Origin of the sequence: Myxococcus sp. CA033, assembly GCF_013336625.1 — a bacterium.
In the GTDB taxonomy this organism is placed as follows: Bacteria; Myxococcota; Myxococcia; order Myxococcales; family Myxococcaceae; genus Myxococcus; species Myxococcus llanfairpwllgwyngyllgogerychwyrndrobwllllantysiliogogogochensis.
Window position 1 is genome coordinate 78,372 of record NZ_JABUMU010000018.1, and the last position, 25,823, is coordinate 104,194.

The 25,823-nt window shown below is 69.6% G+C and carries 28 protein-coding genes; 15 read left to right on the plus strand and 13 right to left on the minus strand.

What is annotated here, in order from left to right; all coding sequences use genetic code 11:
* The first annotated feature begins 92 nt into the window (after nucleotides 1-92).
* The gene (locus HUA78_RS31925) at nucleotides 93-335 is read left to right on the plus strand and encodes a hypothetical protein (RefSeq protein WP_141648506.1); all 243 of its coding nucleotides are present in this window, start codon (nucleotides 93-95) and stop codon (nucleotides 333-335) included.
* A gap of 69 nt (nucleotides 336-404) precedes the next feature.
* Here the strand turns inward: HUA78_RS31925 and HUA78_RS31930 are convergent, their stop codons facing one another.
* Both HUA78_RS31930 and HUA78_RS31935 read right to left on the minus strand, forming a co-directional pair.
* Nucleotides 405-656: a hypothetical protein gene (locus tag HUA78_RS31930; protein ID WP_141648505.1), complete on the minus strand. Its 252-nt coding sequence runs from the start codon at nucleotides 654-656 to the stop codon at nucleotides 405-407.
* 269 nt (nucleotides 657-925) lie between these two features.
* Nucleotides 926-2,425, minus strand: coding sequence for a PD40 domain-containing protein (locus HUA78_RS31935; protein ID WP_174477840.1), 1,500 nt, complete (start codon nucleotides 2,423-2,425; stop codon nucleotides 926-928).
* Between the two features lie 118 nt (nucleotides 2,426-2,543).
* On the opposite strand from HUA78_RS31935, the gene HUA78_RS31940 reads away from it, so the two are divergent.
* Nucleotides 2,544-3,341: a TatD family hydrolase gene (locus HUA78_RS31940; protein WP_174477841.1), complete on the plus strand. Its 798-nt coding sequence runs from the start codon at nucleotides 2,544-2,546 to the stop codon at nucleotides 3,339-3,341.
* Nucleotides 3,342-3,369: 28 nt separating this feature from the next.
* On the plus strand, nucleotides 3,370-4,266 hold the full coding sequence (locus tag HUA78_RS31945; protein ID WP_174458544.1) for a ThiF family adenylyltransferase: 897 nt from the start codon (nucleotides 3,370-3,372) through the stop codon (nucleotides 4,264-4,266).
* A 4-nt stretch (nucleotides 4,267-4,270) separates the two neighbouring features.
* Here HUA78_RS31945 and HUA78_RS31950 read toward each other — a convergent pair whose 3' ends face one another.
* A complete protein-coding gene (locus tag HUA78_RS31950; protein ID WP_174477842.1) occupies nucleotides 4,271-5,245 on the minus strand; it encodes a PD-(D/E)XK nuclease family protein in 975 nt (324 codons plus the stop codon).
* Between the two features lie 109 nt (nucleotides 5,246-5,354).
* Between HUA78_RS31950 and HUA78_RS31955 the strand changes: the two genes are divergently transcribed.
* The 3 genes from HUA78_RS31955 to HUA78_RS31965 all read left to right on the plus strand — a co-directional run bounded on the left by HUA78_RS31955 (nucleotide 5,355) and on the right by HUA78_RS31965 (nucleotide 7,937).
* On the plus strand, nucleotides 5,355-6,179 hold the full coding sequence (locus tag HUA78_RS31955; protein WP_174467980.1) for an SDR family oxidoreductase: 825 nt from the start codon (nucleotides 5,355-5,357) through the stop codon (nucleotides 6,177-6,179).
* A gap of 194 nt (nucleotides 6,180-6,373) precedes the next feature.
* On the plus strand, nucleotides 6,374-7,543 hold the full coding sequence (gene mutY / locus HUA78_RS31960; RefSeq protein ID WP_217442668.1) for an A/G-specific adenine glycosylase: 1,170 nt from the start codon (nucleotides 6,374-6,376) through the stop codon (nucleotides 7,541-7,543).
* A gap of 181 nt (nucleotides 7,544-7,724) precedes the next feature.
* Complete coding sequence (locus HUA78_RS31965; RefSeq protein ID WP_141648123.1) at nucleotides 7,725-7,937, plus strand: DUF2934 domain-containing protein; 213 nt, start codon at nucleotides 7,725-7,727, stop codon at nucleotides 7,935-7,937.
* Between the two features lie 151 nt (nucleotides 7,938-8,088).
* Here HUA78_RS31965 and HUA78_RS31970 read toward each other — a convergent pair whose 3' ends face one another.
* Nucleotides 8,089-9,180 (minus strand): hypothetical protein, encoded by a 1,092-nt coding sequence (locus tag HUA78_RS31970; protein WP_141648122.1) that lies wholly within the window; start codon nucleotides 9,178-9,180, stop codon nucleotides 8,089-8,091.
* A gap of 133 nt (nucleotides 9,181-9,313) precedes the next feature.
* On the opposite strand from HUA78_RS31970, the gene HUA78_RS31975 reads away from it, so the two are divergent.
* The gene (locus tag HUA78_RS31975) at nucleotides 9,314-9,919 is read left to right on the plus strand and encodes an outer membrane beta-barrel protein (protein ID WP_174477843.1); all 606 of its coding nucleotides are present in this window, start codon (nucleotides 9,314-9,316) and stop codon (nucleotides 9,917-9,919) included.
* A 98-nt stretch (nucleotides 9,920-10,017) separates the two neighbouring features.
* Here the strand turns inward: HUA78_RS31975 and metH are convergent, their stop codons facing one another.
* Entirely contained in the window at nucleotides 10,018-13,527 is a 3,510-nt protein-coding gene (metH, locus tag HUA78_RS31980; protein WP_174477844.1) for a methionine synthase, read from the minus strand.
* Nucleotides 13,524-14,420 carry a metalloregulator ArsR/SmtB family transcription factor gene (locus tag HUA78_RS31985; protein WP_174458540.1) on the minus strand — a complete coding sequence of 299 codons (897 nt, stop codon included), beginning with the start codon at nucleotides 14,418-14,420 and terminating at the stop codon, nucleotides 13,524-13,526. The genes metH and HUA78_RS31985 overlap by 4 nt, the downstream gene beginning before the upstream one ends.
* An 84-nt stretch (nucleotides 14,421-14,504) precedes the next feature.
* Here HUA78_RS31985 and HUA78_RS31990 point away from each other — a divergent pair, with 84 nt between their 5' ends.
* Complete coding sequence (locus HUA78_RS31990) at nucleotides 14,505-15,392, plus strand: patatin-like phospholipase family protein (RefSeq protein ID WP_371745700.1); 888 nt, start codon at nucleotides 14,505-14,507, stop codon at nucleotides 15,390-15,392.
* A gap of 22 nt (nucleotides 15,393-15,414) precedes the next feature.
* Here the strand turns inward: HUA78_RS31990 and HUA78_RS31995 are convergent, their stop codons facing one another.
* From HUA78_RS31995 to HUA78_RS32005, 3 genes are all read right to left on the minus strand, one after another.
* On the minus strand, nucleotides 15,415-15,858 hold the full coding sequence (locus tag HUA78_RS31995; RefSeq protein ID WP_141648117.1) for a CoA-binding protein: 444 nt from the start codon (nucleotides 15,856-15,858) through the stop codon (nucleotides 15,415-15,417).
* Complete coding sequence (locus HUA78_RS32000) at nucleotides 15,855-16,754, minus strand: hypothetical protein (protein WP_174477845.1); 900 nt, start codon at nucleotides 16,752-16,754, stop codon at nucleotides 15,855-15,857. The genes HUA78_RS31995 and HUA78_RS32000 overlap by 4 nt, the downstream gene beginning before the upstream one ends.
* Nucleotides 16,755-16,821: 67 nt before the next feature.
* Nucleotides 16,822-17,139, minus strand: a complete 318-nt coding sequence (locus HUA78_RS32005) for a DUF2795 domain-containing protein (protein WP_141648115.1) — start codon at nucleotides 17,137-17,139, stop codon at nucleotides 16,822-16,824.
* Between the two features lie 192 nt (nucleotides 17,140-17,331).
* Here HUA78_RS32005 and HUA78_RS32010 point away from each other — a divergent pair, with 192 nt between their 5' ends.
* From HUA78_RS32010 to HUA78_RS32025, 4 genes are all read left to right on the plus strand, one after another.
* The gene (locus tag HUA78_RS32010; protein ID WP_174477846.1) at nucleotides 17,332-18,906 is read left to right on the plus strand and encodes a YiiX/YebB-like N1pC/P60 family cysteine hydrolase; all 1,575 of its coding nucleotides are present in this window, start codon (nucleotides 17,332-17,334) and stop codon (nucleotides 18,904-18,906) included.
* Between the two features lie 8 nt (nucleotides 18,907-18,914).
* On the plus strand, nucleotides 18,915-19,190 hold the full coding sequence (locus HUA78_RS32015; RefSeq protein WP_141649139.1) for a hypothetical protein: 276 nt from the start codon (nucleotides 18,915-18,917) through the stop codon (nucleotides 19,188-19,190).
* An 84-nt stretch (nucleotides 19,191-19,274) separates the two neighbouring features.
* Nucleotides 19,275-20,099, plus strand: a complete 825-nt coding sequence (locus tag HUA78_RS32020) for a SirB1 family protein (protein ID WP_174477905.1) — start codon at nucleotides 19,275-19,277, stop codon at nucleotides 20,097-20,099.
* Nucleotides 20,100-20,145: 46 nt separating this feature from the next.
* Nucleotides 20,146-20,709, plus strand: coding sequence for an NUDIX hydrolase (locus HUA78_RS32025; protein WP_141649138.1), 564 nt, complete (start codon nucleotides 20,146-20,148; stop codon nucleotides 20,707-20,709).
* Between the two features lie 6 nt (nucleotides 20,710-20,715).
* On the opposite strand, the gene HUA78_RS32030 is transcribed toward HUA78_RS32025, so the two are convergent.
* The 4 genes from HUA78_RS32030 to trxB form a co-directional block, all read right to left on the minus strand.
* Entirely contained in the window at nucleotides 20,716-20,994 is a 279-nt protein-coding gene (locus tag HUA78_RS32030) for a hypothetical protein (RefSeq protein ID WP_174477847.1), read from the minus strand.
* 329 nt (nucleotides 20,995-21,323) lie between these two features.
* Complete coding sequence (gene moaC, locus HUA78_RS32035) at nucleotides 21,324-21,824, minus strand: cyclic pyranopterin monophosphate synthase MoaC (protein ID WP_371745701.1); 501 nt, start codon at nucleotides 21,822-21,824, stop codon at nucleotides 21,324-21,326.
* Nucleotides 21,821-23,005 (minus strand): PLP-dependent aspartate aminotransferase family protein, encoded by a 1,185-nt coding sequence (locus HUA78_RS32040; RefSeq protein ID WP_174477848.1) that lies wholly within the window; start codon nucleotides 23,003-23,005, stop codon nucleotides 21,821-21,823. Before HUA78_RS32040 ends, moaC begins: the two co-directional genes overlap by 4 nt.
* Before the next feature lie 96 nt (nucleotides 23,006-23,101).
* On the minus strand, nucleotides 23,102-24,067 hold the full coding sequence (gene trxB, locus HUA78_RS32045) for a thioredoxin-disulfide reductase (RefSeq protein WP_141649140.1): 966 nt from the start codon (nucleotides 24,065-24,067) through the stop codon (nucleotides 23,102-23,104).
* Between the two features lie 76 nt (nucleotides 24,068-24,143).
* On the opposite strand from trxB, the gene HUA78_RS32050 reads away from it, so the two are divergent.
* The 3 genes from HUA78_RS32050 (at nucleotide 24,144) to HUA78_RS32060 (ending at nucleotide 25,806) form a co-directional block, all read left to right on the plus strand.
* Nucleotides 24,144-24,602: a cyclic nucleotide-binding domain-containing protein gene (locus HUA78_RS32050; protein WP_141649135.1), complete on the plus strand. Its 459-nt coding sequence runs from the start codon at nucleotides 24,144-24,146 to the stop codon at nucleotides 24,600-24,602.
* Nucleotides 24,603-24,775: 173 nt separating this feature from the next.
* On the plus strand, nucleotides 24,776-25,561 hold the full coding sequence (gene radC, locus HUA78_RS32055; RefSeq protein ID WP_174458598.1) for a DNA repair protein RadC: 786 nt from the start codon (nucleotides 24,776-24,778) through the stop codon (nucleotides 25,559-25,561).
* Nucleotides 25,561-25,806, plus strand: coding sequence for a DUF3006 domain-containing protein (locus tag HUA78_RS32060; protein ID WP_141648994.1), 246 nt, complete (start codon nucleotides 25,561-25,563; stop codon nucleotides 25,804-25,806). Before radC ends, HUA78_RS32060 begins: the two co-directional genes overlap by 1 nt.
* The last annotated feature ends 17 nt before the right edge of the window (nucleotides 25,807-25,823 follow it).

The window sequence follows — 25,823 nt, forward strand, 5'->3', positions numbered from 1 at the left end:
CCTGCCAGGTGAGCCTCCGACTGGCACCTCGTCTGCATATGTCAGACCCCAGGTGTACTCACCCGCGCTGAACCGCGTGGTGGGAGGAGCACATGGCCAAGAGGACGACACGCAAGAGCGTCACGGTCCGCAGGCAGGGTCGCCGGGTGATGCCCGCGCTCCGGCGGACGGCTCAGCGGGCCCGGGTGGCCGCGGAGAGGGCCCAGCTCACCGTGGGGGAAGTCATCGCCGCGGCCTTCGACACGGCCGGTGGCGAACTCGGTGAGGCGCTGGAGGTGATGACCTCGCCGCAGATGGCGCGGGCCCTGGGGCGCCGCATCATCGTCGTAGGTTGAAGCACGACAGCATCCCAGGCTCCCTCGGGCCGCTCCCTCGACTCGGGACGCGGCCGGGAGCCCTGGGTGTCAGTCTCCCGCCAGCAGTTCGCTGGTGTAGTTCTGCTGGGTAGGCTCGCCCGCGAGCGCGCGTGAGAAGTCCTCGGCGTTGTTCGGGTGCACCAGGAAGGTGCCCGCGCGCGTCTCCAGGCGCACAGGCTCCACGTCCGGGTGCGGGTCAGCGGCCACGGTGCCACCGCCGCCATCGTCCAGCCGCGCGGTCGGCACGGTGGCACAGCCAGCGAACAGCAGGACACCGAGCGTCACGAGGCCAGTCTTCATCCGAGTCCTCCGGGGCACGGTCCATACGCATGTGGCGGACCGAGGGCCCCTGCCTATTCCGGTGGCACCCCGAGCCGCAAGGCTCGACGCGTCGCACGCGAAGGACGGAAGGCCCGCGCCCCGGACACTTCACCAGAACGCGGGCCGAGCACGACTCGGACTACCGGGGCTGCCAGCGCGGCCGAGCAGTACTCGACGCGTCGCTCGCGAAGGACGGCAGGCCCGCGCCCCGGACACTTCACCGGAACGCGGGCCGAGCACGACTCGGACTACCGGGGCTGCCAGCGCGGCCGGTGGTCGTCGCTGTCACCTGTCTGGAGCGTGTAGCCCGCCCTCGGATGGACGATGGCCGCGTTCACCGGAGCGCCGGTGACCGGGTCGATCTGCTGGACGTTGAGCTGCCCCGCCTTGATGAAGGCGACGAAGCGGCCATCCGGAGAGAATGACGGGAGCGTACCGTCATCAGCGAGCCGCACCTCGGTGCCGGTGCCGGTGCCATCTTGCGGATTGATGGTCCGCAGGAAGATGGCGTTGCCCGGCCGCGTCTGGCAGGGAGAGACGGCCCCGCCGCACAGCACGGCATCTCCCGTGGTGGGCTTGAAGTAGTACGCGCGCACGTACGCGGACCAGGTCCCATCCGGAGCCCAGATGGGACTGGCGATGAACGAGTCGATGGTGCCATCCGTGGACGTCTCCGTGGAGACATCCGCGATGAGCTGGGGCTGCCCACCCCCCGTCACGTTGAGCGAGTACAGCCGGAACAGCGGCACGGGGATGGCGTCCCCGGCGAACGTCACCATTTCGTTGTTCGGGTTGGACAGGAACAGGAGCTGGGAATTGACGTGGTTGTAGTGCGCCTGCTCCGCGGTGGCCCCCGAGTTGGCCAGGGGCGTCGGCGAGGCGCCGAGGCTCGAGGTCAACAGGCCCTCGCCCGTCACGTTGTAGACGAACGTCGTGCCATCCGGAGCCCAGTCCGGGAACGCGCCCGTCGTCGTGGCCTGCGATACCACACTGCCCGCGGGGTCCGTCGACACCACGGAGATGCCCGAGCGGCTGCTGCCGTTCTGCCGCACCCAGGCGATGGAGCTGCTCGGCTCCCACTCCATGGAGCGGAAGCTCTCCGTGTTGCCCGAGCCACCATCCGCGAGGACCAGGGCCTGCCCCTGGACGAGCGGAACATCGCGCACCGTCAGGTCACCCGCGACCTTCTCCGCGGACGTGTCCACGGCTCCCTGCGCGAACGATACCCGCGTGCCGCTCGGTGCCCAGCGCGGGTAGCGGCTGTCCGTATCCCCGTCCGACAACGCCGTCATGCCCGGCGTGTCGTAGCGCATGACGAGCGCCTTCGAGACGCCCGCGTCGTCGCGCCCCGTCACTGCGACATGCTGCGCCTGACACGTCAGGGGCGTGCCCTCACAGCGCAAGCCCGCGATGCAATCCGCGGAGGCCGCGCAGCTCTCGCCCTTCCCCGCCGTGCCCTGGCCTCCACCATCCGCCGGGCCCGCATCCGGCACGCCCGCGTCAGGCTCTCCCGCATCCGGGACACCCGCGTCAGGCTCTCCCGCGTCCGGCTCTCCCGCGTCCGGCTCGGGAGGAGCGGGAATGGGACGCTGCTCACATTCATTGTCGGCGGTGCAGACCCACTCCTGCCCCTCGGCGGGCTGGCCATTGTCCGCGCGACAATCGAACTGGTCGACGCACTCGTCAGCACACCCCGACGAGAGTACCCACAGCGCGCAACACAGCGCCCCGACGACTCGCTTGTCCATATTGCCCCTCCAAAAAAGAGGAGGGCGTATAGCCTCGGGAAAATGACCGCGATGGTTCCCCGGGGTGGGTTCCAGAAGCGTGTTCCTGATTGAACGGCGATGCCCCACGGCGTGATGAATGATCGACACCCACTGCCATCTCGATGCGACGCGATTCGATGAGGACCGAACCTTCGTGCTGGAGCGAGCCTGGGCCGCGGGCCTCCAAGGCATCCTCATCCCCGGCGTGGGCACGCATGACTGGGAACCCTTGCTGGCGCTGTCCCGGAACGAGCCCCGCATCCAGGTGGGCCTGGGCATCCACCCCCAGCTCCTGCCGGAGATGACGCCCGAGGAGGACGACGTGGCGATGGAGTTGCTCGACGCGCTGTTGTCGAAGGGCGGCGCGGTGGCCGTGGGCGAGTGCGGACTGGATGGTCCGTCCCTTCCCGGCGCGCCGCTGGAGCGACAGGTGTCGGTGCTCCGGAGGCACCTGGCGCTCGCTCGCAAGCACCAGCTCCCCGTGTTGATGCATTGTCACCGACTCCATCCCGCGCTCATCGAACTGCTCAAGCAGGAGCAGATTCCGGAGGCGGGCCTGCTCATGCACAGCTACAGCGGCGGCGTGGAGCTGGCGCGCTTCTATCTCCAGAAGGGCTGCCACTTCTCCTTCGCGGGCCCGGTGACGTGGGCGGAGGCACGCAAGCCGCTGGATGCGCTGCGCGCCATTCCCCTGGAGCGACTGATGGCGGAGACGGACGCCCCGGACCAGGCGCCCACGCCCCACCGGGGGGGCCGCTCCGAGCCGGCCTACCTGCCCCACATCCTGGAGGGGATGGCCCGCGTCCGGGGGGAGCCCCTCGACGAGGTCGCCCAGCGGACGACCGAGAATGCCCGCAGGCTCTTCCGGGAAGGTTTCCCCCCCGCTTCGCGGTAGGCGAGCGGTCGCGTTATAGAGGACTCCCATGAACCCGCAGCCCCCACCGCCCGCCCCTCCCCAGCCTGAGACCCCGCCCGCCGCCACGACGGCCACGCCGAATGCGGCCACGGGCTCGCTCGCCAGGCCCTTCAAGCTGTCCCGGCGCTTCGACCGCACGGGCCGACTGCTGGGCGACACGGCGATGGAGCGGCTGGCCAACGCACGCGTCGTGGTGTTCGGCCTGGGCGGCGTGGGCAGCTACGCGGCCGAGGGACTGGTGCGCAGTGGCATCGGCCACCTCACGCTGGTGGACCACGATGACGTGTGCGTCACCAACACCAACCGCCAGCTCCACGCGACGGTGAAGGCCGTGGGCAAGCCGAAGGCGGACCTGATGGCGCAGCGCTGCCGGGAGATCAACCCGGAGGCGAAGGTCGAAGCCGTGCGCGAGTTCTACCGCGAGGAAATCGCGGAGCAGATGCTCCAGGCCGGCCAGTACGACTTCGTCGTCGACGCCATCGACAACGTGAAGGCGAAGCTGCACCTCCTGCACCGCTGCGTGTCGCTGGGCATTCCCGTGGTCAGCTCCATGGGCGCCGCCGCGCGACTGGACCCCACCGCCATCCGCGTGGAGGACCTGTCCGAGACGCACATGGACCCGTTCGCCAAGGACATCCGCAAGCTGCTCAAGCGCAAGTACGGCGTGGAGACGGACCGGCACACCGGCATCACCGCCGTCTACTCCATCGAAGCGCGGCGCATGCCCGTGGCCCTCAACTACGACGACTCCACGGACGGCTTCCTCTGCGTGTGCCCGAACGACAACGACTTCCACACGTGCGACCACCGCACGCAGATTGACGGAAGCGTGTCCTTCGTCACGTCGTGCTTCGGGATGAACGCGGCCGGCGTCGTCGTGCGCCGGCTCGCCTCCACACGCTGACGCCTCACGCCACCTGCTGGGGCGAGGACTGCTGCGCCGTCACGGCGGCTTCTCGCCCGCAGGGACGACGGAACACGCAGCGCACACAAGGAGACAGGGACTCCGAGGTCGGAAAGGCGGACGCGTCCAGCGGCGTGTTCGTCGCGGGGTCCTTCAAGAGCGAGCGCATCTTCGCCACGCTCGTCTCGAAGTGCTGGTGGAAGGACGCCATGGCGCCCAGGTCCACCTGGACGTCCTGCTCCTTGCCCTCGTTGAGGTACACCAGCGAAGCGCGCACCTTCTCCACCGGGAAGCGGTAGCGCTGCGACACGTAGAGCGCGTAGCCGAGCACCTGCTCGTCATAGCCATCGCGAGACTTGCCCGTCTTCCAGTCCACCACGACGGGCGTGCCGTCGGCGTCCACGAAGGCGAAGTCGGGGATGGCGAACACCTTCAGCCCGTTCAGCGTGAAGTGGGCGAAGTCGAAGCCCGCGTCGACCTCCAACCACTGCTCGGGCTTGAGGCTCTTGGCGATGACGGGCCAGCGCGACGTGAAGAACCACGCCAGCGCCGCGCGCACCGTCTCCCAGTTCTGCTTCCAGGCCTCGTCCGGCAGCACGTCGCCGTACTCGTGCTCGACGAGCCCGGTGAACGGCTTGCGGTACTTCTGCGACCAGTAGAGCTTCCCGCGCGAGTGCCGGAAGTCGTCCTGCATCACCTTGCGAGCCCGGGCCTCCACCGCGGCCGGGTCGACAGTGCGCCCCGCACGCCAGTCCAGGAGCACGTCCTTGATCTGCTCGTGCACGATGCTGCCCGCCCAACTGAAGCGGTTGGCCAGCTTCTTGAGCACGTACAGCTCTCGCACGTCCTTCGGCGCGTCCGCCTCCCACCCGCCCCACGAGCGGTAGTAGTAGAAGTAGTAGGAGCGCAGGCATTCGGAGAACTTCTCGTGGCGGCTCTTGGACCAGGAGAAGTCGTTGCTGAGAGGGGGGCGCCGCATGGAAGCGGCGCATCCTAGGCGTTCGCTCGCTCCGCCAGAAGGGGAACAGGCAGGGAAACGAGCCCCCGGAGCGGGTTGAATGACAGTCCGGGTGCGCAACCCTGGGAGTATGGTCCCCGCCACCATGAAGAGCCAACCCTTCAAGGAGCGAGTCGTCCTCATCACAGGAGCGTCCAGCGGCATCGGCCGCGCGGCGGCTCGGGCCTACGCGGCGGCGGGGGCGCATGTCGTGCTCGCCGCCCGGCGCCTGGAGCGACTGGAGGATGTCGCCCGTGAAGTGGAGTCACTCGGCGTCAGGGCACTGTCCGTGCGGTGCGACGTGACGCGCAGCGAGGACGTGGAGCACCTCATGCGCGAGACACAGGCCGCCTTCGGTGGGCTGGACGTGCTGGTGAACAACGCGGGCCAGGGCTTGTACGGCCCCCTGGCGTCCATCAGCGAGGAGCAGCTTCGGCAGGTCTTCGAGCTGAACGTGTTCGCGCTGTGGCGGGTGACTCGCGCGGCGCTGCCACTGCTGCGCGGACGGCGCGGGGCCCAGGTGGTGAATGTCAGCTCCGTGCTGGGACATCGCGGGTTGCCGTTGCTGGGTGGGTACTGCGCGTCGAAGGCCGCGGTGAACGCGATGACGGAGTCGCTGCGCACGGAGCTGGCGACGGAGGGCATCCGCGTGCTGCTCGTGTCTCCGGGCTTTACCGAGAGCGAGTTCCGCGAGCACCGGTTGAACGCGGAGGGCTGGGCGCAGGAAGCCGTTCCGTTGAAGGCCATGTCGTCGGAGGAAGTCGCCCAATCGATGGTGCGCGCGAGCGTGCGAGGACGGCGCGACACCATCCTCACCCTCCCCGGACGCGTCATGGTACTGGCCAACCGATTCGTCCCCGGCCTGTTCGACCGTGTTGCCCACCGCATGGCCAACCCCGTGAAGAAAGACGCATGAGTCCCCGCAGTCGCCCCACGAAGCGCGCCGCAACACCGGACACCCAGACGCAGCTTGGAATGCTGGACTCGGGTGCGGCGCCCCCGGCCGAACCCACGACGGAGCAGGACCGGAACATGGTCCGTCCGCGTCGAGGTCGTCCGCCGCGCAAGCCTGAAGCCGTGCCCGCACAGTCTTCAGTCCCCGTTGCCGCGATGACTCATGAGGCCACACCCGTGGAGCCTCCTCGCGCGAAGCGCGGTCGTCCACCGCGTGCCGTCGTGTCGGCCCGTGTTCCCACGGTGACTCCGAGCACCGCGCACCTCGCCTCGGTCCGCGCCCCCCTGTTGGACTGGTACGACCGGAACAAGCGCGACCTGCCCTGGCGCCGCACGAAGGACCCGTATGCCATCTGGCTGAGCGAGGTCATGCTCCAGCAGACGCAGGTGGCCACCGTGATTCCCTACTGGGAGCGCTTCCTCGCGCGATTCCCCACGGTGCTCGCCCTGGCCGCCGCTCCGCTGGATGACGTTCTCTCCGGCTGGAAGGGCCTGGGCTACTACTCCCGCGCGCGCAACCTGCACCGCGCCGCGCAGGAAGTGGTGTCGCGCTTCGGCGGCAAGCTGCCCTCGACCGCGGCGGAGCTGCTCTCTCTCCCTGGCTTCGGCCGCTACACCTCCGGCGCGGTGGCCTCCATCGCCTTCGGAGAACAGGCTCCGCTCGTCGATGGCAACGTCGCGCGCGTGCTGTCCCGACTCTTCGAAGTGGAAGGTCTCCCCGGTGACCGCGAGCGAGAGGCCACGCTCTGGGAACTCGCCACCCTGCTGGTGAAGGGCGAGCGGCCCGGCGACTTCAACCAGGCGCTCATGGAGCACGGCGCCACGACGTGCCGCCCGGAGAACCCGCTGTGTCTGTTGTGCCCGGTGCGCACCGGCTGCGTCGCCTTCCGCAAGGGCCGCGTGGACGAGCTGCCACCCGCCAAGGTGCGCGCCGCGCCGAAGAAGCTGACGCTGGCCCTCGCCGTGTGGGCCCACGCGGACACCCTGTTGTTCGCTCGCCGCGCGGACTCCGGCCTCTTCGGGGGCCTGTGGGAACTCCCCGCCGCCGAGGTGGATGAGGACGCCACCGAAGCGGAAACCACACTCCGCCTCACTGGAGCGCTGGGCGCGGGCGTGAAGCTGGAGGCCATGCTGGGCACGGTGAAGCGGCAGCTCACCCATCGCGACCTCACGCTGCGCCTCTACCGGGTATCGGGGCCGCTGCGCCCCACCCGCTCGGCGGCATTCCAGGAACTGCGCTGGTGCACATCGTCCGAAGCGGCGACCCTCGGCATGAGCACCGCGATGCAGCGCGCGCTCGAAGCAGCGATGACCGCGCTGAAGTAGGGCCGTGCCTGCTCGCTCTGCCTCGCGAGTCACGTCGAATCCGCGTCAAGCGCCCGCGCTGTCCACCGCGCGACACGGCGTCACTCGGCATGTTGCGTCGCCAACCCCCAACGCATCAGGTCGCTTTCGCGTGCACCTCTCGAGACTCAAGCTTCGCGCGCCCTTTCCCGGAGGCGCCTCGATGGCTCGCAACAACACACAAAAGTCGACCCCGCATACGGCGACGCAGCCCACGGAACACGCCAACGGGTCCAAGGCCTCACGCGGCCCCATTCCTCACGAGCAGATTGCCCGGCGCGCCTACGAAATCTATCTGGCACGAGGCGGCAACCACGGCAGTCACGAGCAGGACTGGCAGCAGGCCGAACGAGAGCTGAGGCTCGGCCGCCAGTAGACACGCCTCGCTCCGCGCCTTTCGGCGTGGAGCAGCCGACACCGGAGCGCGGACGGCCTCCGTGGCCGCCTTGCTCAGTACGGAGGCGGCGAGTGCAACACGAGGCGCTCGGCTTCGAGCGCGCCACACGGCCTCCACCGTGCCGCCTTGCTCAGTGCGGAGGCGGCGAGTGCAGCACGGGGCGCTCGGCTTCGAGCGCTCCGCGCAGCCTCCGCTGGGCCACCTTCAGCTCGGAGAGGACGCGCTCCGCATCCACCACCGAGCGCATGGCCAGTCCGCACGCGGGCGTCAGCAGCACCGTCGACACGGCCCGAGGGAAGGTGAAGCCGCGCGGCAATGCGGCCTTCAACGAGGCCTCCACCGAATCCGCCAGCTCCGTCACCTCGTACGTCGATGCCAGGTCCGTGGGAATGATGCCCAGGCTCAGCGTCGCGCCAGAGTTCAGATAGCGCTCCAGCGCGTCACCCTCCTCCAGCATCGCATCCAGCGACAGCCGCACATCCAGCGACAACAGGTCCGGCTGCACATCCAGCAGCGCGGCCCAGTCCGTGTTGCCACAGCAGTGCAGCCCCACCAGCGCGCCTTCACGCTGGAGCGCCACCACCAAGAGCCTCAACTCCTGGAGCGCCAGCAGGTGACGCGGCTGGACGCGCTGGAAGGCATAGAGCCCGGGCTCATCCAGGAAGAACAGCGGCGTGGTGCCCGCGCGCCGCAGCGCCTTCACCATCGCCAGCGAGCGCGCCAGCACCAGTCGGAAAATCACCTGGTCCAGTCCGGGGACCTCCAGCGCGGACAGGCCCGAGTCCGTGCGCGCCACCGAGCGCACCGTGAACGGCCCCGCGAGCTGCGCCTTCGCGAACGCCAGCTTGCGATGCTCCACTTCCCACAAGAAGGGACGCCACGCACGGCACGCCTCGGGGGTGGGCTCGTACGCCTCCAGCGTCCCCGCCGCGAGAGCCGCGTCCAGCTTCGCCTCGAACTCGCCGCGCCCCTCCTCCCAGGCCTTCAGGTCCACCGTGCACAGGCCCTCCTCGTCGAAGCGCAGGCCCGGCAACCCCTCGAGCGCCGCCGGAATCATCAGCTCCGAGGGCTTGCCCACCGGAAGCTGCGGGAGGAACGGGATGTCCATCGACAGGGCGACCTGGAGCCCCAGCTCCACCTGCGTATGGGGCAGGCTTCCAATCCCCGTCGTGGCACAGGCGGGCAGCAACTGGACGGCTCGGCGGATGTTGGGCGCGCTCATGGCCGGCGAGTCTACCCGCTCCCTCCGCCAGCGGGGCACCTTGGGCTTCCCCAGGCGCCGGGCCTTCTCTGAACGAGACGACCTCATCCTTGCCAGGGGCCCCCTGGGGCGTCCCAAGGAGGAGGAATCCGACATGGTGCTTCCAATCTGGCGAGCAGGCGTGCTGCTGGCGACCTTGGGATGGGCTGCCCCCTCCCTCGCGAAGGACTCCCAGGTGCGCGAACAGCAGCAGCCAGCCCCCTTCTTCGGCGCCCCCGGCCTCACCGTCCGAGGCGGTGTCACGGCGTACACCGGTGACTTGGGCATGGAAACGGATGTGGGCACGTTCCTGGGGCTCCAGGCGGATGCGCAGCTGTTGCCCTCGGTGGGCCTGGAGCTGGGCTACGAGGGCTCCGCCAACGGCTTCGCGGACATCAACAACGCGACACTGTGGCGTCACAACCTGGGAGCGCTGGCCAAGGTGGGCCCCACCGTCCGGGAGAACTGGAAGCCCTTCCTCGGCGCGGGCGTGGGCGTCAGCTACCTGGACGCGACCTCCGAGGCCAACGCGCGCCAGTTCGACGACACCTTCCTGGCCGAGGTGCCGCTCACCGCCGGAGTCGAGTACCGCTACAACGGCGTGACGGCGGGCGCACGCGCCACCTATCGCGTATTCGCCGGTGGCGGAGACTTCGCCCCCGGCGCCGATGATGACGGCGACCTCTTCAGCGCCGGGCTCAGCCTGGGCGGCCGCTTCTGACGGACCGCCCGGGCCTCAAGCCACTTCCGCTCGAGTCACGGGCGTACAACGCCAGCGGGCGGTGCTGACCACCGCCCTGGCGTCACGGCACCTTCCGCTCACGTCACGGAGAAGTACGACGCCTGCTGATGGTGGAAGACGAGGGCGGACACGGAGGCCTCCGGCTCCATCATGCAGCCGTCGGTGAGCTGCACGCCGATGTCCTCCGGTCGCAGCGCGGTGAAGAGCTTCGACTGGTCCTCCAGCCGGGGACACGCGGGGTAGCCGAATGAGTAGCGCTTGCCCGCGTACTCCGCGCGGAAGCGCTCCAGCATCGTCATGTCCGGCTTGTCCGGCGTGCCCCACATGCTGCGCAGCTGCGTGTGCAACAGCTCCGCGTAGCCCTCGGCCGTCTCCAGCGCGAGCGCCTGCACGGCGTGCATCTTCAGGAACTCGCCCTTGGCCTTCATGCCCTCGGACAGCTCGCGGATGCCAGAGCCCGCCGTCACCACGAACATCGCCACGTTGTCCGTGGGCACGCCGCGCTCCAGCGGGCGCAGGTAGTCGGCCAGGCACAGCCCTCCCTCGCGGTCCTGCCGCGGGAAGTCGAACGACGCCGCCTCCTTGCCGGTGCTCCCGTCGAAGAGCACCACCCGGTTGCCGTCGCTGCCCGCCTTGTAGAACTGGAACACCGCGCGCGCCTGCATCAACCCGCCGCGCAGCATGCCCTTGAGTTCTTCCACCGCCTCCTTCAGCGCCAGCGCCTTGCGCCCCTCCTCCGTCTTCGCCAGCTCCGCTTCCGCCGGAGTCCCCAACGCGCGCGACGACGTGCGCAGGCCCAGGTGCCGGCCGTACAGCATGACCGGGTTGATGAACTTCCAGATGTGGTCCAGCGGCGTGTTCGTCAGCACGTGCCGCTCCCAGTCCGGCGCCGAGGGCACCGTGTCCAGGATGCGAATCTCCGCGCTGCGCGCACGCGACGTCTGAGCCTCCACGCGAGGACGCTCCTTCACCTCTTGCGCCAGCTTCACGCGCCGCTCGGACAGCTCCCCACGCAGCTTCTCGTGCGAGGACGGGTCCACAATCTGCTTCGCCAGGTCCAGGCCGCTCATCGCGTCCTGCGCGTAGGCCACCGTGCCGCCGCCGTACGCCGGAGCGATGTTGCGGTCCACGAAGTTGCGGCTGAGCGCCGCGCCGCCCACCAGAATCGGCACGCTCACACCCGCGCGCTTCAAGTCCTCCGCCGTGGCCACCATCTGGTGCGCGCTCTTCACCAGCAGCCCCGACAGGCCGACGATGTCCGGCTTGTGCTCGCGCACCGCCTGCACCAGCTGCTCGGGCGGAACCTTGATGCCCAGGTTCACGACCTGGAAGCCGTTGTTGGCCAGGATGATCTCCACCAGGTTCTTCCCGATGTCGTGCACGTCACCCTTCACCGTGGCCAGGACAATCTTGCCGCGCATCGCCGCCTGGGCGGCGCTCATGTGCGGCTCCAGGAAGGTCACCGCCGCCTTCATCGACTCGGCGCTCTGGAGCACCTCCGCGACAATCAGCTCGTTGGCGGCGAAGAGCCGGCCCACCTCGTCCATGCCCTTCATCAACGGCCCGTTGATGATGTCCAGCGGCGCGTACTTCGCCATCGCCGCTTCCAGGTCCGCGAAGAGGCCGTCGCGCGAGCCCTCGATGATGTAGCGCTGGAGCCGCTCCTCCAGCGGCAGCGTGCTCACCTGCGCCTTGGGCGGCTTGCGCTCGCGGAAGTGCGCGGCGAACGGCGTCACCGGGTCCGTGCCCCGGTTGTAGAGCAGGTCCTCCGCCAGCTTGCGCTCTTCCTCGGGCAGCGACGCGTAGCGCTCCAGCTTCTCCGAGTTGACCAGCGCCATGTCCAGGCCCGCCTGGACGCAGTGGTACAGGAAGACGGAGTTGAGCACCTCGCGGCCCGCCGTCGGCAGACCGAAGGACACGTTGGAGATGCCCAGCACGGAGCGGCACTGAGGGAAGCGCTGCTTGATGAGCCGCACGCCCTCCACCGTCTCCACGCCGCTGCCCGTGTACTGCGCGTCACCGGAGGCGCACGGGAAGACGAGCGGGTCGAAGTACAGGTCCTCCGCCTTCATGCCGTACTTCTTCGTCAAGAGTTCGAACGAGCGCTCCGCGACCTCCAGCTTGCGCTGGCGCGTCACGGCCATGCCAATCTCGTCGATGCAGCCCACCACCAGCGCCGCGCCGAAGCGACGCGCCAGCGGCACCACCTTCTCGAAGCGCTCCTCTCCGTCCTCCAGGTTGACGGAGTTGATGATGGCCTTGCCCTGGCTGTACGTCAGGGCCATCTCGATGACGCGCTCGTCGGTGGAGTCAATCATCAAGGGCACGCGCACCTTCTTGATGACCACCTCCAGGAACTCGCGCATGTCCTCCAGCTCTTCCCGGTCCGGGTTGGCCAGGCAGATGTCGATGATCTGCGCGCCCCGCTTCACCTGCGCGCGGGCAATCTCCGACGCGTCCTCCAACTGCCCCGCGACAATGAGCTCCTTGAACTTCTTGCTGCCGATGACGTTGGTGCGCTCACCGACGATGACCGGCCGCATCTCGTCCGTCACTTCCAGGTAGTCCACGCCAGACAACGTGGAGCGGGGCTTGGGCGTGGACGCGCGCGGCTTCAGACCCTTCACCGCCTGGGACAGCGCGCGGATGTGGCCCTCCTGCGTGCCGCAACAGCCACCCACCACGTTGAGCCAGCCCTGCTCGCAGAAGCGCGTGAGCGAACGCGCGAGCATCTCCGGCGTCTCCAGGTAGTTTCCGTTCTCGTCCGGCAGGCCCGCGTTGGGCACGCACGACACCGGGAACGGGCTCAGCGCCGCCAGCGAGCGCAGGTGGTCCGTCATGAAGTCCGGACCCGTGGCGCAGTTGAGCCCCAGGTACAGCAACTCCACGTGCTCCAGCGACGTGGCCAGGCTCTCCACGCTCTGGCCCGCGAGCATGGTGCCCATGGGTTCAATCGTGCCGGACACCGCCACCGGCAGCGAGTAGCCCAGCTTGCGGAACGCGCGGTCGATGCCCAGGAGCGCCGCCTTCACGTTGCGCGTGTCCTGCGCCGTCTCCACCAGGAGATAGTCGGAGCCGCCGAGCGCGAGACCCTCGGCCTGCACGGCGAAGTTCTCCACCAGCTCCTCGAAGGTGATGCCGCCCGTGACGCTGATGGCCTTGGTGGTGGGGCCCACCGAGCCCGCCACCCAGCGCATGCGCCCGTCCTTCGCCTCGGCCTCGGCGGCGGCTTCACGCGCCAGTCGCGCGGAGGCTGCGTTGATTTCGAGCGCCTTGTGCCCCAGGCCGAACTCGTTGAGCACCACCGGCGTGCCGCCGAAGCTGTCGGTCTCCGTCACGTCCGCGCCCGCCGCGAAGTAGCGCGCGTGGATGTCCCGGATGACTTCTGGCCGGGTGAGGACCAGGTTCTCGTTGCAGCCCTCGAACTCGGCGCCGCCGAAGTCCGCGGCCTTGAGGTCCAGTTGCTGCAGCAGCGTGCCCATGGCGCCGTCGAGCACCAACACGCGCTCACGCATCGCGGTGCGCAGGGCCTCCACGCGACGACCGTTCTCTCCAGAGGGGGGCGGAAGGGCAGTGGGACTCGTCATGATGGCTTCACTCCAGTCAGCAGAAAGACTCGAAAAGGGCTGGCACCCTCGCGGGCATGCGCCTCGCGGGTGAGCGACGCGAAACCCTGCTCGCGCAGCGCCGTCTCCAGCTGTGACGGCTCGAAGCCCAGGTGGCGGTGGCCCAGCCGCTCCACCACCCAACGCTCGTCATGCGGCATCAACTCCAGCAGCACCAGCCGGCCGCCCGGCTTGAGCAGCCGCGCCGCCTCCGCCAGCACACAGGCGGGGTCCTCCACGTGGTGGAGGCTCTGCGAAATCACCACGAGGTCCATCCGCCCCGACCCCAGCGACAGGTGCTGAAGGTCCTCGCACAGGAAGGTGACGTTGGCGGCGTGCTCATTGCCGGCCCGCTCGCGCGCCTGCTCCAGCGCCACGGCGTTCTGGTCGATGGCCCACACGTGCCGCGCCCACCGGGCGATGGCCACGCTCAAGACGCCCGTGCCACAGCCGAAGTCCGCCACGTCCAGGGGCGGCAACAGCGACGCCAGCGCGCCGGCCCACAGGAACCAGGACTGGCCTGGCTCCAGGAGTCGCTCGTTGAGCGCCTGCCGGTCCGCGCGCGCGCGCAGCAGATCCATCAACCGCGCCGAGTCACCCGCCGCGTCCTCGGCCTCCCTCGCCAGTCGGATGAGAGGCCAGCGCGTGTCGTCCCCCTCCAAGGCCAGCGAGTAGTAGCTGAAGCCCGCCTGCCGCTCCTCGCGGATGAGCCCCAGCCCCTTGAGCTTCCCCAGGTGGTGCGACACCGACGACTGCGCCACGCCCACCAGCGACACCAGCTCCGTCACGTTCAGCGGAGCCTCCGCCACCAACCGGAGGATGCGCAGCCGCGTCGGGTCCCCGAGGGCCCGGAAGGATTGGGACAGGGCTTCCATATCGCCGCATCAACATACGTCGATGTCTCACTGGTGGCCAGCGGACTTTCGACGCACTGCGTGCTTCATGGCGGACAGTGGTAGATGTGGGACATGGCTTCTCCCTCCCTGCACCAGCTCCTTGAAGGCAAGCGGTTTGGCCTGGTCCTCTCCGCGGGCTACTTCGGCTTCTACGGGCACGCCGGCTTCCTCAAGGGGCTGACGAGTTCGGGGCTCAAGCCGCATGCGTACGCGGGGACGAGCGCGGGCGGCATGGTGGCGGCCTACGCGGCGGCGGGGATGCCGGTGCACGCCATCGAGGAGTTGGTGCTGCGCCAGACGCGCGCCAACTTCTGGGACCCGGATCCGATTGGCGCGGTGCTGAACGCGGACGCCAGCGGCCATGGGCTGACGGGGCTCCTCAAGGGAGAGCGCTTCCGGAGGCTGCTCGAGGACACGCTGGGCGCCAGGACGTTCGAGGACCTGCCGCACCCGCTGTTGCTCGTCGGCGCGAACCTCACGCTGGGCAGCCACGAGGTGTTCACCTCGGGAGAGCTGGCCCCGCGCGTCCACGCCACCTGTGCGTACCCGGGCCTGTTCCGCGCGGTGCCGCTGGAGGGCAACCTGTACTGGGACGGCGGCCTGGTGGACAAGGCGCCCGCGCTGTCGCTGCATGACAGCAACGTGGGGAAGGACTTGGACGCCATCCTCGTGCACTTCCTGCCCAGCAAGACGCGCAAGGTGGTGGGTGGCCCCATGGCGTACGCGCAGGGGCTCGCGGCGGGCTCGGCGGCGCTGCGCCGCGACCACTTCCGCCTCCAGCTCACCGTGCTGGAGGGGCGCAACATCCCCGTCTACGTCGTCGTCTCCAACCTGCCCCCGGTGACGCCCACCACCATGGAGCGCGGCTTCGACGCGTTGGACCAGGCGCGCCTGTCCGCCGCCGTCTCCCTGGCCCGGCCTCCCGTGCCGTTCGCCCAGGCGCAGTGGTGAGCGGCCCCTCGCGGGAGGGCGCTCACCTTCCGCCGTAGCGCCGGTGGTCCACCATCAGGCAGCGGTCCTGCACCACCTGGATGCCCGCGCGCGCCAGCTTCTCCGCCGCCGCGTCGTTGCGGATGCCGGACTGGAACCACACCGCCTTCGGCTTCTTGGCGATGAGGTCGTCCACGTGCGCGTCGATGTCCTGCGGCCGCCGGAAGACATCCACCAGGTCCACCTCGCCCGGCACGTCCGCCACCCGGCGGAACACCGGCTTGCCGAGGATGTGCGTCACGTCCGGGTAGTAGACGGGCACGGGCACCACCTCCACGCCCGCGCTCGCCAGATAGTCCGGCACGTAGAAGGCGGGCTGACCCGAGTGCTGTTCCGTCTTCATCCCCAGCACCGCCACCCGCCGCGCGCTCTTCACCACGCGCTCCACGCCCGCTTCGTCCTTGATGAGGTTCTCTTCCCAGCTCATCGCGCCTCCTCTTGAAGCCCTTGTGCTCGCGACTCCATCGTCACCGTCCACGCCGCCCCGTCCACCGGCGCCTTCACCGTGAGCTCGCGACTCACCGGCACGAAGCGGCCATACGCCATCACCTGCTCACCCTGGCACGTCACGCCCGGCGTCAGCTCCGGCCGTCCCGCCTCTTCCCACGCATCCGTCAACTCGTCCGGCGCGTCCCCTGGCACCGCGTCCAGGCACCGCAGGCTCAGCACCACCGCGTCACCGTACTCCGTGTCCCGAGTCCCCTGCACCGTGCGCTCCAGCACATAGGCCACCTGCTTGTCGCCCGCCGGCAGCGTGTCCACCGCCCAGGTGCGTTGTCCCTCCGACAGATGGCGCTGGAACAGGCCGCCGAACTTCGCCTCCCACTCGCGCCGCGTGCGCCCCTCCAGCGCCTCCGGCGCGAAGAAGCGCGCCAGTGGCTTCGCGTCCACGCCCGAAGGCACCGACTGCCGCACGGCCTCCGCCGCGGCCTCGGGAGACACCAGCTTCACGAACGTGCCGTCCGCCGCCAGTTGGAGTCGCAGCGCGAAGCGCAGGAGCACATCGTCCACCCAGCCCTCCACCTCCACCCCGGCCCGCGACTGCTTCGCGTGCGTCACCGACTGAGTCAGCAACCAGCCGCCCTCGTTCGGCGTGAAGCGGGATTCGGTGGTCAGCTCCGCCTCCTCGCGCAGCACGGAGCCGCCCTGCTCGACGACGCGGGCGCCGCGCTGGGACTCGGTGAGGACCCGGTCGACGGGGGGCAGGAAGGACACGCGCACCCGGGGCTTCACCTCGGGCACGGGAACCCGCAGCGGGGACGGCTTCCGACAAGCGGACGTCAGGGACAACACGAGACAGCTCAACAGGAGACCTGGACGCATGCGCCCGCGAACGCTGGCAGAAACGGCCAGCGCCCGCGAGCGCTTCCTCACCGCGAGGGCCCGTGCCTCACGGGTGACGCGTGCTGCCGTCGGGCGCGTTCTCCACCAAATCCCGCCCGATGTTGCGCCTGTCCCGCCGCACACCGTCATCGTCGGGCAGCCCGCCGCGGGCGGAGCGCCTCGACGCCTCCGACAAGTCCCTCATCACGGCCTCGCGCGACGCGTACTCGGTACTCGGCAGGCACTTGAGGACGTTGATGATGCTCACGGGGGCCCCGCCATCCTCGGCGGACTCCACGAGCTCCTCCCGCGTCGACGGGTAGTCCACCGAGTCGATGTGAGGGGTGATGGAGAGCCCGGGGTCTTCCGCGGTTCCGAATGCCATCTGGCGCTGCCTTTCTGCCCGGCCCGCGAGGCCCGGGCGTGCGTCACTGGGTACGAGGAATCTGGTGACGGCGCTCGCGCCGGACCACCCGGCCATCCCCCTCCCCGCCCCTGCCCGGCCAGGGGGCCAGCCGCCCCGGCACCTCCCGAGGTAGAGTGCCGCCCGCCGCCCCTGTCGCCCGGAGCCCCATCCATGCCCGCCGCACCCCTGCTGCTCGCCTGGCTCGTGTTCGCCAGCACGCCGCCCACGCCAGCTGCCGCCCCCAAGAGCGTCTACTCCCTCGATGACGCCGCCTTCGTCGCCCAGGCCCAGGCCGACCTGGAGCAGTTGGAGCGGCACGCCCGTGGCCTGCGACGTCTCCAGGACGAGGTGAAGCAGTCGCGCGGCCTCTACCTCCAGAAGCAGAGCGAGCCGTACACGCCGGACCAGAAGCAGCGGCTGCTCACCACGTGGGCGGCCTTCTTCGACTACTTCGTCTCCACCGAGGTCATCCGCCAGCGCTACTGGGACTTCGTGAAGGTGCCCGCCCTCACCCAGCCCAAGAAGCACGCCTGGGGCTTCCTGCTCACCCACGGCGCGCTCACCACGGAGCTGGCCCACGGCCTCACCTACGCGGAGCTCACCGGAGGCCGCAAGCAGTTGGAAGTCCTCCTGGACGAGCCCGCCCCCGAGTTCGGCCTGCCCCCGCGCGCCTTCGCCCGCTTCAAGGAGAAGGTCATCCACGTGGGCACCACCACCCAGCTCTACACCGGTGACACGTACAAGGAGCAGCTGCGCCCGCTGCTGGTGAAGGCCGGTGCGCTGGACGTCCCCCGCGTGCCCTGGGTGATGCAGGAGATGAAGCTCAACAGCGAAGTGGCTCGGGGCCTTCTCGCCAAGCGCGGCGCCACGATTTTCGCCAAGGCCGCCACGGACCTCACCCAGGACTCCGCCCAGCGCGCCTTCTTCCCCGTCCAGCGCGCCGTGGCCGAGTGGATGGGCGACACGCGCGTGCACCGCTCCGGCCAGCCGCTCATCAGCCGCGAGCAGGTGCTGAGTGTGCTCAAGAAGATGGAGCCCGGCGACATCATGGTGGCGCGGCAGAACTGGTACCTCTCCAACATCGGCCTGCCGGGCTTCTGGCCGCACGCGGAGCTGTTCGTCGGCACCGCGCCGGAGATGGCCGCGTACTTCGACGAGGACGCGGACGTGAAGGCCTGGGTGGCCACGCTCCCCGGCAAGCCCGCGTCCTTCACCGCGCACCTGGCGCGCGCGTTCCCCGCCAAGTGGGCCGAGTACTCCGGCAAGGACTCCCACGGCGACCCCATCCGCATCATCGAGTCCATCAGCGAGGGCGTCAGCTTCACCGGCCTGGAGCACGGCATGCGCGTGGACTACCTGGGCATCATGCGCCCCCGGCTGGCTCGCGTGGACAAGGCGCGCGCCATCCTCCGCGCCTTCGCGTACCAGGGCCGCCCGTACGACTTCGACTTCGACTTCTTCTCGGACCAGACGCTGGTGTGCACGGAGCTGGTGTGGAAGTCCTACGCGCCCTCGCAGGAGATGCGCGGCCTGGCGGTGCCCCTGGTGGACGTCGTGGGCCGGCGCACGCTGCCCGCCAACGAGCTGGTCCGCCTCTTCGACACCGAGCACGGACGCGACAACCGCCAGCTCGACTTCGTCGCCTTCCTGGACGGCCGGGAGGGCGAGGGGCTCGCGAAAGAGGCGGATGAGGCCGCTTTCCGTTACAGCTACCGCCGAGCCAAGTGGGACATCGCCCAGGAGTAGGCACGCACATGACGGAAGAAGTGGCCCAGGACATGCTGGAGCTGTCCGCCCAGCTCTTCGAGCGGATGATTTCGCAGCAACAGGCCAAGGTGCTGCGACTGGCCCGCGAGGCCGTCCCCAACCTCACCCCCGAGGAGCTTCGCAATCCCCACGACTTTCCCGAACTCAAGGAACACCCGACTTTCGAGTATGAGGACGGAATCCTGGCGGGGCTGATTTCGGCTCAAATGGGGCTGCGCGCGGAAATCAAGGGGAGGCTGCCCTATGCACCGCCCACCTTCTGACGCTCGGTTGCCTGCCTTTGCCGTCAAGCCCGGTGTGGGTTAGTGGTTGCGGCCGTGAGCATCCCCACAGGATTCAGCCCGCCGCTGGCCCGGGAACGGTTGGTGTCGGCGCTGGCCGCGGAGCCACCGCGTCTGGACCTGGCCGCGCTGGCCATCGCCACGCTGGACAGGCCGGAGCTGGATGCCCCCGCGTGTCTGCACGTCCTGGACGTCCTGGCGTGCCGGGTCCAGGTGGAGTCGGAGCGGCTCACCGACAAGGGCGAGGCGCTGGCGTCGCTGCGAGCGCTGCGCCACGTGCTGTCGGACATCGAGGGCTTTCGCGGCAACGAGGACAACTACCACTCGCCCGAGAACAGCTTCCTGGACCAGGTGCTGGAGCGGAAGCTGGGGCTGCCGATAACGCTGTCCGTCGTCTATCTGGAAGTCGCGCGGCGGGCGGGCATCCCCCTGTACGGAGTGCCGTTTCCCGGACACTTCCTCGTCGCCCATGACGCGGGGGACCACAAGCTGGTGATGGACCCCTTCCACCACGGCGACATCCTCACCGAGCACGGCTGCGAGGAGCTGCTCAAGCGGGTGGCGCCGCAGCTCAAGTTCGACCGGGCCATGCTGGCGCCGGCGCCGGTGGAGTTGATTGCCTACCGCATGTTGTCCAACCTGCGGCGCGTGTACCTGGGCCGCGAGGACCGCGAGCGGGGGCTGGCGGTGGTGGACCTGCTGCTCCTGTTGGCGCCGGATCACCCCGGGGAGCTGCGCACGCGCGCGGCGCTGCTGGCCAACCTGGGGGCGTACCGCGCGGCGCTGCGCGACGTGGAGCGGTGCCTGGAGCTGTCGCCGGAGGCTCCGGACCGCGACCGCCTGGAGATGACGGCCCGCGAGCTGCGTCAGCGCGCCTCGCTGCTCAACTGAAAACCCCAAGGCCCTCGCCCGTGTCGGGGGGGCCGGAGCGTCAACCATGTCCCAGACGGTGAAGCCCTGGCGGCGACTGCGCCTTGGGTTGGAGCACGACTATCAGGTGATGAAGGTCCGCGAGGACAAGTGGGCGGACCCGAGGACGGAGCAGGAGCATCCGCGCGTACGGGTGGTCTGCGCGGACTGGGTCAATGTCATCGCGGTGACGCCGGAGGACTCGCTCGTGCTGGTGCGGCAGTTCCGCTTCGGCGTCGGCGCGGACACGCTGGAGCTCGCGGGAGGACTCGTCGAGGAAGGCGAGGACCCGGCCGTGGCGGCGGCGCGCGAGCTGGAGGAGGAGACGGGTTACGTCGCGGGCCGCGTGGTGCCGCTGGGCTGGATGCATCCCAATCCCGCGCTGCAGGACAACCGCTGCTTCATCTTCCTCGCGCGGGACTGCGTGAGGGCCCATGCGGGCCGGCAGGACGAGGCCGAGGACATCGCCGTGGAGCTGCACCCGCGCGCGGACGTGCCCCGGCTCATCCTGGAGGGACACATCACCCACTCGCTCGTGGTGGGGGCACTCTTCCTGGAGAAGCTGCGCGAGGACGCGGACAGGAAGCGGTAGCGCACGCTACCTGCGCTCGCAGCCACAGCCACACGCGTCGAAGAAGGGAGTCTCGCCCGGGGCGCAGACGAACATGATTTGACGGCAGCCCTTGGGGTCCTTGGAGATGGAGCGGCGGCCCGAGCTCCCCGGGGAGCAGCGTGAGTGGGCCCCCGCCGCGACGAGCGTGGGCGACTCCGGCGCATCCCCGTCCCCGTCCCCGTCCCCGAATGCGGGGCTGCAGCCCATGCCCATCATGAGCGCGAGGAGCCCCACGGTGGAGTGGGTCGTCCTGACGTTGAGCACCCTTGGACCTCCTCTACGGCCTCCCGCGCTTGCTGGGCGCATGGTGGCGAGAGTCCAATCTGGACGACCGCTCCGACAAGCGGGAGCCCCGGAGGGCACGAGTTCAGGGAGGGCCGTGCTCGGGAGCACACTGTCCACGTCCTGAAGCGGACACAGGGCAGCCCGCACGTGCCGCGCTTCACCGCGCGGGCATTGCGTCAGGCGGGTGGGCATGCGGCTCCACCTCGCGGCGTGAAGCGGCTCCCTCGCACGCCTCCAGGGCACGGAACGGGGAGGACGCGGGCCCGTGTCGCGCTCCCCTTCCCGCGCGCTCGCACGCGCGTCCGCGCTCAACCCTTCGCGCGCTTGCGTGGACGTGACGGGGCGGCACGGGTCGCCCCCGCGCCGTCCTTCGCCGAGCCCCGCTCCCAGGTCCCCGAGCGTCCCCCGGACTTGTGCTCGAGCTGGACGGCCTCCAGCACCATGCCCCGGTCCACGCTCTTGCACATGTCATAGACGGTGAGCGCCGCCGCGCACGCCGACGTCAGGGCCTCCATCTCCACGCCCGTACGGTCCACCGTCCGCACCGTCACGCGGACGGACAGCCCCTCCTTCACGGCGTCCAGCGTCACCTCGACTCCGGACAGGGCGATGGGGTGGCACAGCGGAATGAAGTCCGGGGTGCGCTTGGCGGCCATGATGCCGGCGAGCCTCGCCGCGGCGAGCACGTCCCCCTTCTCCACCTTCCCCGCGAGGATGCGCTCCCGCGTGGCGGGCAACATGCGCAAGAGCGCGGTGGCCACCGCCACGCGCTCCGTCTTCGGCTTCGCGCCGACATCGACCATCTTCACCGGCCCACCCCCTGGGCCACGGCCTGGAGCAGGTCATCCACCACGTCGTCCGGGTCCTCGAGTCCGACGGATACCCGGATGAGGCTCTCGCGAATCCCCGCCGCCTCGCGCTCCTCGGGCGTCAGGCGTCGCGCGCTGGCGCTGGCCGCGTGCATCACCAGCGTGCACACGTCCCCAAGCGACGGACCGGGTCGACCGACCTTGAGCGCCTCCAGGAAGCGCATGGCCTCGGGGCGGCCCGCGCCCCGGATTTCAAAGGACACCATGGGGCCGCCATCCTTGAGCACCTCGCGAGCCACCGCATGGTCCGGATGCGAGGCCAGCCCCGGGTAGATGACCCGCTCCAGCAGGGGCGACTCCGCAAGCCGCCGCGCCACGTGCGCCGCGTGTTCGGCATGGGCCTTCATCCGTACGGGCAAGGTGCGCAGGCCGCGCAGCGTGAGCCACGCCTCGAAGGGGCCCAGCACATCGCCGGAGAGCACGCGCGCGGCGCGCAGCACATCGATGCGCGAGCGAGCACCACTCACCGTGCCGCCCAGCGCGTCGCTGTGCCCGTTGAGCCACTTGCTGGTGGACTGCACCGCGTAGTCCGCGCCCAGCTCCAGCACGCGCTGCCCCATGGGCGAGGGGAACGTGGCGTCCACCGCGAAGGCCGCGCCCACGTCCCGGCACGCCTTCGCCAGCTCGCGCAGGTCCGCCACGCGCAGCAGCGGATTGGTGATGCTCTCCGCCAGCACCAGGCGCGGCTTCAGCTCGCGGATGCGCGCCTGCGTCCCCGCGTCCGTCAGCTTCAGCGCATGCAGCTCCACGCCGAGCGCCGCGCACAGCTTCTTGTAGAGCGCGCGCGTGACGCCGTAGCCGTCCGCCGGCATCACCAGCCTGTCGCCGGGCCGGAAGTCCTGGGCCTCGAAGAGCGAGCGCAGCGCGGCCATCCCACTGGCGTAGGCCACGCACGCCTCGGCGCCCTCCAGCGCCGCCACCGCCTCTTCGAGCAGCGTGGTGTTCGGAGCACTGATGCGGGCATAGGCGTAGTCCTTGCCGTCCAGCGCGCCGTCCAGGTCGTCGCTGCTGTCGAACCAGCTCACCGCGGACACGGAGATGGGGGGCGAGACGGGGACCGCCTTGCTGCCCGTCAGCCGCGTGCCGGCGTGCACCGCCAGCGTCTTCTGCTTCGTGCTCATGAGAGTCCTGTTCCGCCCTTGCCTGGCTCGAAAAGAAGGCCGGTCCGCCATGGAGACGGACCGGCCTGGAGCATGCGTCACGCGGTGGTGAGCGGGCTACTCGCCCTGCTCAATCAGCCAGCGCTCCGCGTCGATGGCCGCCATGCAGCCGGTGCCGGCGGCGGTGATGGCCTGACGGTAGTAGCTGTCCTGCACGTCACCACAAGCGAACACGCCCGGGATGTTCGTGCGGGTGCTGCCCGCCACCGTCTTGAGGTAGCCGCCCTGGTGCGTCTCCAGGATGCCCTGGAACAGCTCCGTGTTCGGCGTGTGGCCAATGGCCACGAACAGGCCCGTGGCATTGAGCAGCTGGCTGTCGCCCGTCTTCAGATTGCGCACCACCGCGCCCGTCATTCCCTTCGCGTTGCCGGTGACTTCCTCCACCGCCGAGTTCCACAGGAAGGAAATCTTCGGGTTGTTGAGCGCGCGCTCCTGCATCACCTTCGACGCGCGCAGCGAGTCGCGACGGTGGACGAGGGTGACGTGCTTGACGATTTTCGCCAGGTACGTGGCCTCTTCCATCGCCGTGTCTCCACCGCCCACGACGAGTACTTCCTGATTCTTGAAGAACGCGCCGTCACAGGTGGCACACGCGGACACTCCCCGGTTCTTGTAGATGTCCTCACCCTTGACGCTCAGCCACTTGGCCGTCGCGCCGGTGGAGATGATGACGGTCTCCGAGAGAACGCGGATGCCGCTCTCCCCTTCGATGACGAAGGGGCGCTTGCTGAAATCCACCTTCACCACGTTTTCCATGTGGATGACCGTGCCGAACCGCTCCGCCTGCTTCTGGAAGCGGTCCATCAGCTCCGGGCCGGTGATGGCCTCCGGGAAGCCCGGGTAGTTCTCCACGTCCGTGGTCACCATGAGCTGCCCGCCCGGCACGCGCTGGGGATGCTCCAGCGTGGGCCCACCAGCGAACACCATCGGTTCCAGGTTGGCGCGCGCGGCATAGATGGCCGCGGTGTAACCCGCCGGCCCCGAGCCGATGATGGTCACCTTGTTGATTTTCTCCTCCGCCACGGGTGGCTCCTCCCTCTTTCCGTTGAGGCCGCGAAGGTACCAGAGGCCCTCGGGCGCGTGATACGAAGCTGGCCTCATGGATGCCGAGCTCCTCAAGAAGGTTGCGCTGTTCGAGGGTTTGACCCAGGGCCAGCTCGCCAAGGTAGCGCAACTCGGCCACACCAGGGACTACCCGGCGGGCGCCTTCCTCTTCCGCGAGGGGGAGTCCGGCCAGGAAATGTTCGTCATTTCCAGCGGCAAGGTCCGCATCTCCAAGTCGGTGCCCGGCATCGGAGAGGAAGCGCTCGCCATCCTGGAAGCCGGCCAGTACTTCGGAGAGATGGCGGTTATCGAGGACTCTCCCCGCTCCGCGGACGCCATCGCCCACATCTCCTGCTCGGTGTGGGCCATCGAAAGGTCCAAGCTGGACCAGCTGATGTTCACCGACAAGGACCTGGCGTACGTACTGCTCTGGACGTTCGTCCGCACGCTGAGCGAGCGACTTCGCGAGACGAACGACAAAATCAAATCGTTCTTCGCCATCTCCCGCTTCTGAAAGCAGGCCCGCACCGCCCACCTCTCACCGCCCGAGAGGGCCCGTGGTGTGCGGGTGACCGTCCGGGAGTCGAGCCCTGTCGCGCCAGACGGGATGGGTAGGCCCACCGCGCCCCAGGTAGCGACAGCGGGCACATGCCTTGCTCAAGCACCGCGCCGGGGAAGGTGGGCGGGATGGAGTGGAGCATGGGCGGGGCGTGGACGGGGAGCGGTGAAGTGGTGGGCGAGGAGTCGGTGGGGGCGCTCGCGCCCGGGGGCATGGAGCAGTCCCGGGAGCGGCTCTTCCGGTTGGGGGCACAGGCTCTCACCGACTCGGAGCTTCTGTGTGTCACGTGGGGTCTGGCACCGCGCTCGCGAGGCGGGCTGGAGGCGGCGGGGGCGCTGCTGAAGCGATGCGGAGGACTCAAGGCGCTTCTGCAGGCGGAGCCTGTGGAGCTCCGAGGGGTGCCGGGCCTGGGGCCTCGGAGGGCCGCGCAGGTGCTCGCGGCGCTGGAGCTGGGCCGTCGCGCCCAGCGTTCACCGGAGCGGCGTCCCAAGCTGCGCACGCCCCGGGAGATTCACGCGTACCTCACCCCCGCGCTGGGCGCGCTGCGGCGGGAGGTCTTCCACGTGCTGTGCTTCAACGCGCGCAACGTGCTGGTGCATGACGCGCGGGTGGCGGAGGGCACGCTGAACACGTGCCCGGTGGACCCCCGGGAGGTGTTCGCCGCGGCGCTCGTCTCCCGTGCGACGGCCATCGTCCTGGCGCACAACCACCCTTCGGGGGACCCGGAGCCCAGCGTCCAGGACGTGGGGCTGACGCGGCACCTCGTCGCGGGGGCGAAGCTGCTCAACCTCAAGGTGCTGGACCACCTGGTGGTGGGAGACGGGGCCTTCGTGTCGATGCTGGAGCGGGGACTGCTCCCGGACGGGGAGTGGGAGTCGAAACGGGAATGGAACGTGGCGGGAGGAGATGGGTGATGGCGGGGTGCCTTGTGGGGATGGTGCAGGTGGAGCTGCTGGAGGACACGCGGGCACAGGTGGTGCGACTGGAGACCGGGCGGGCCTGCACGGTGGAGCGCGTGGAGCTGCCAGCGGACGCCCGTGAAGGGGACGTGGTGGTGGATGGGCGACGGGAGCCGGACGCGACAGCGCTGCGCGTGCTGGAGGTGGCGCTGAGGAGGGCCCGCCTGGCTGTCCCCGTGCCGCCGGGGCTCGAGCTGTGAGGGGCGGCGAGGCGCCG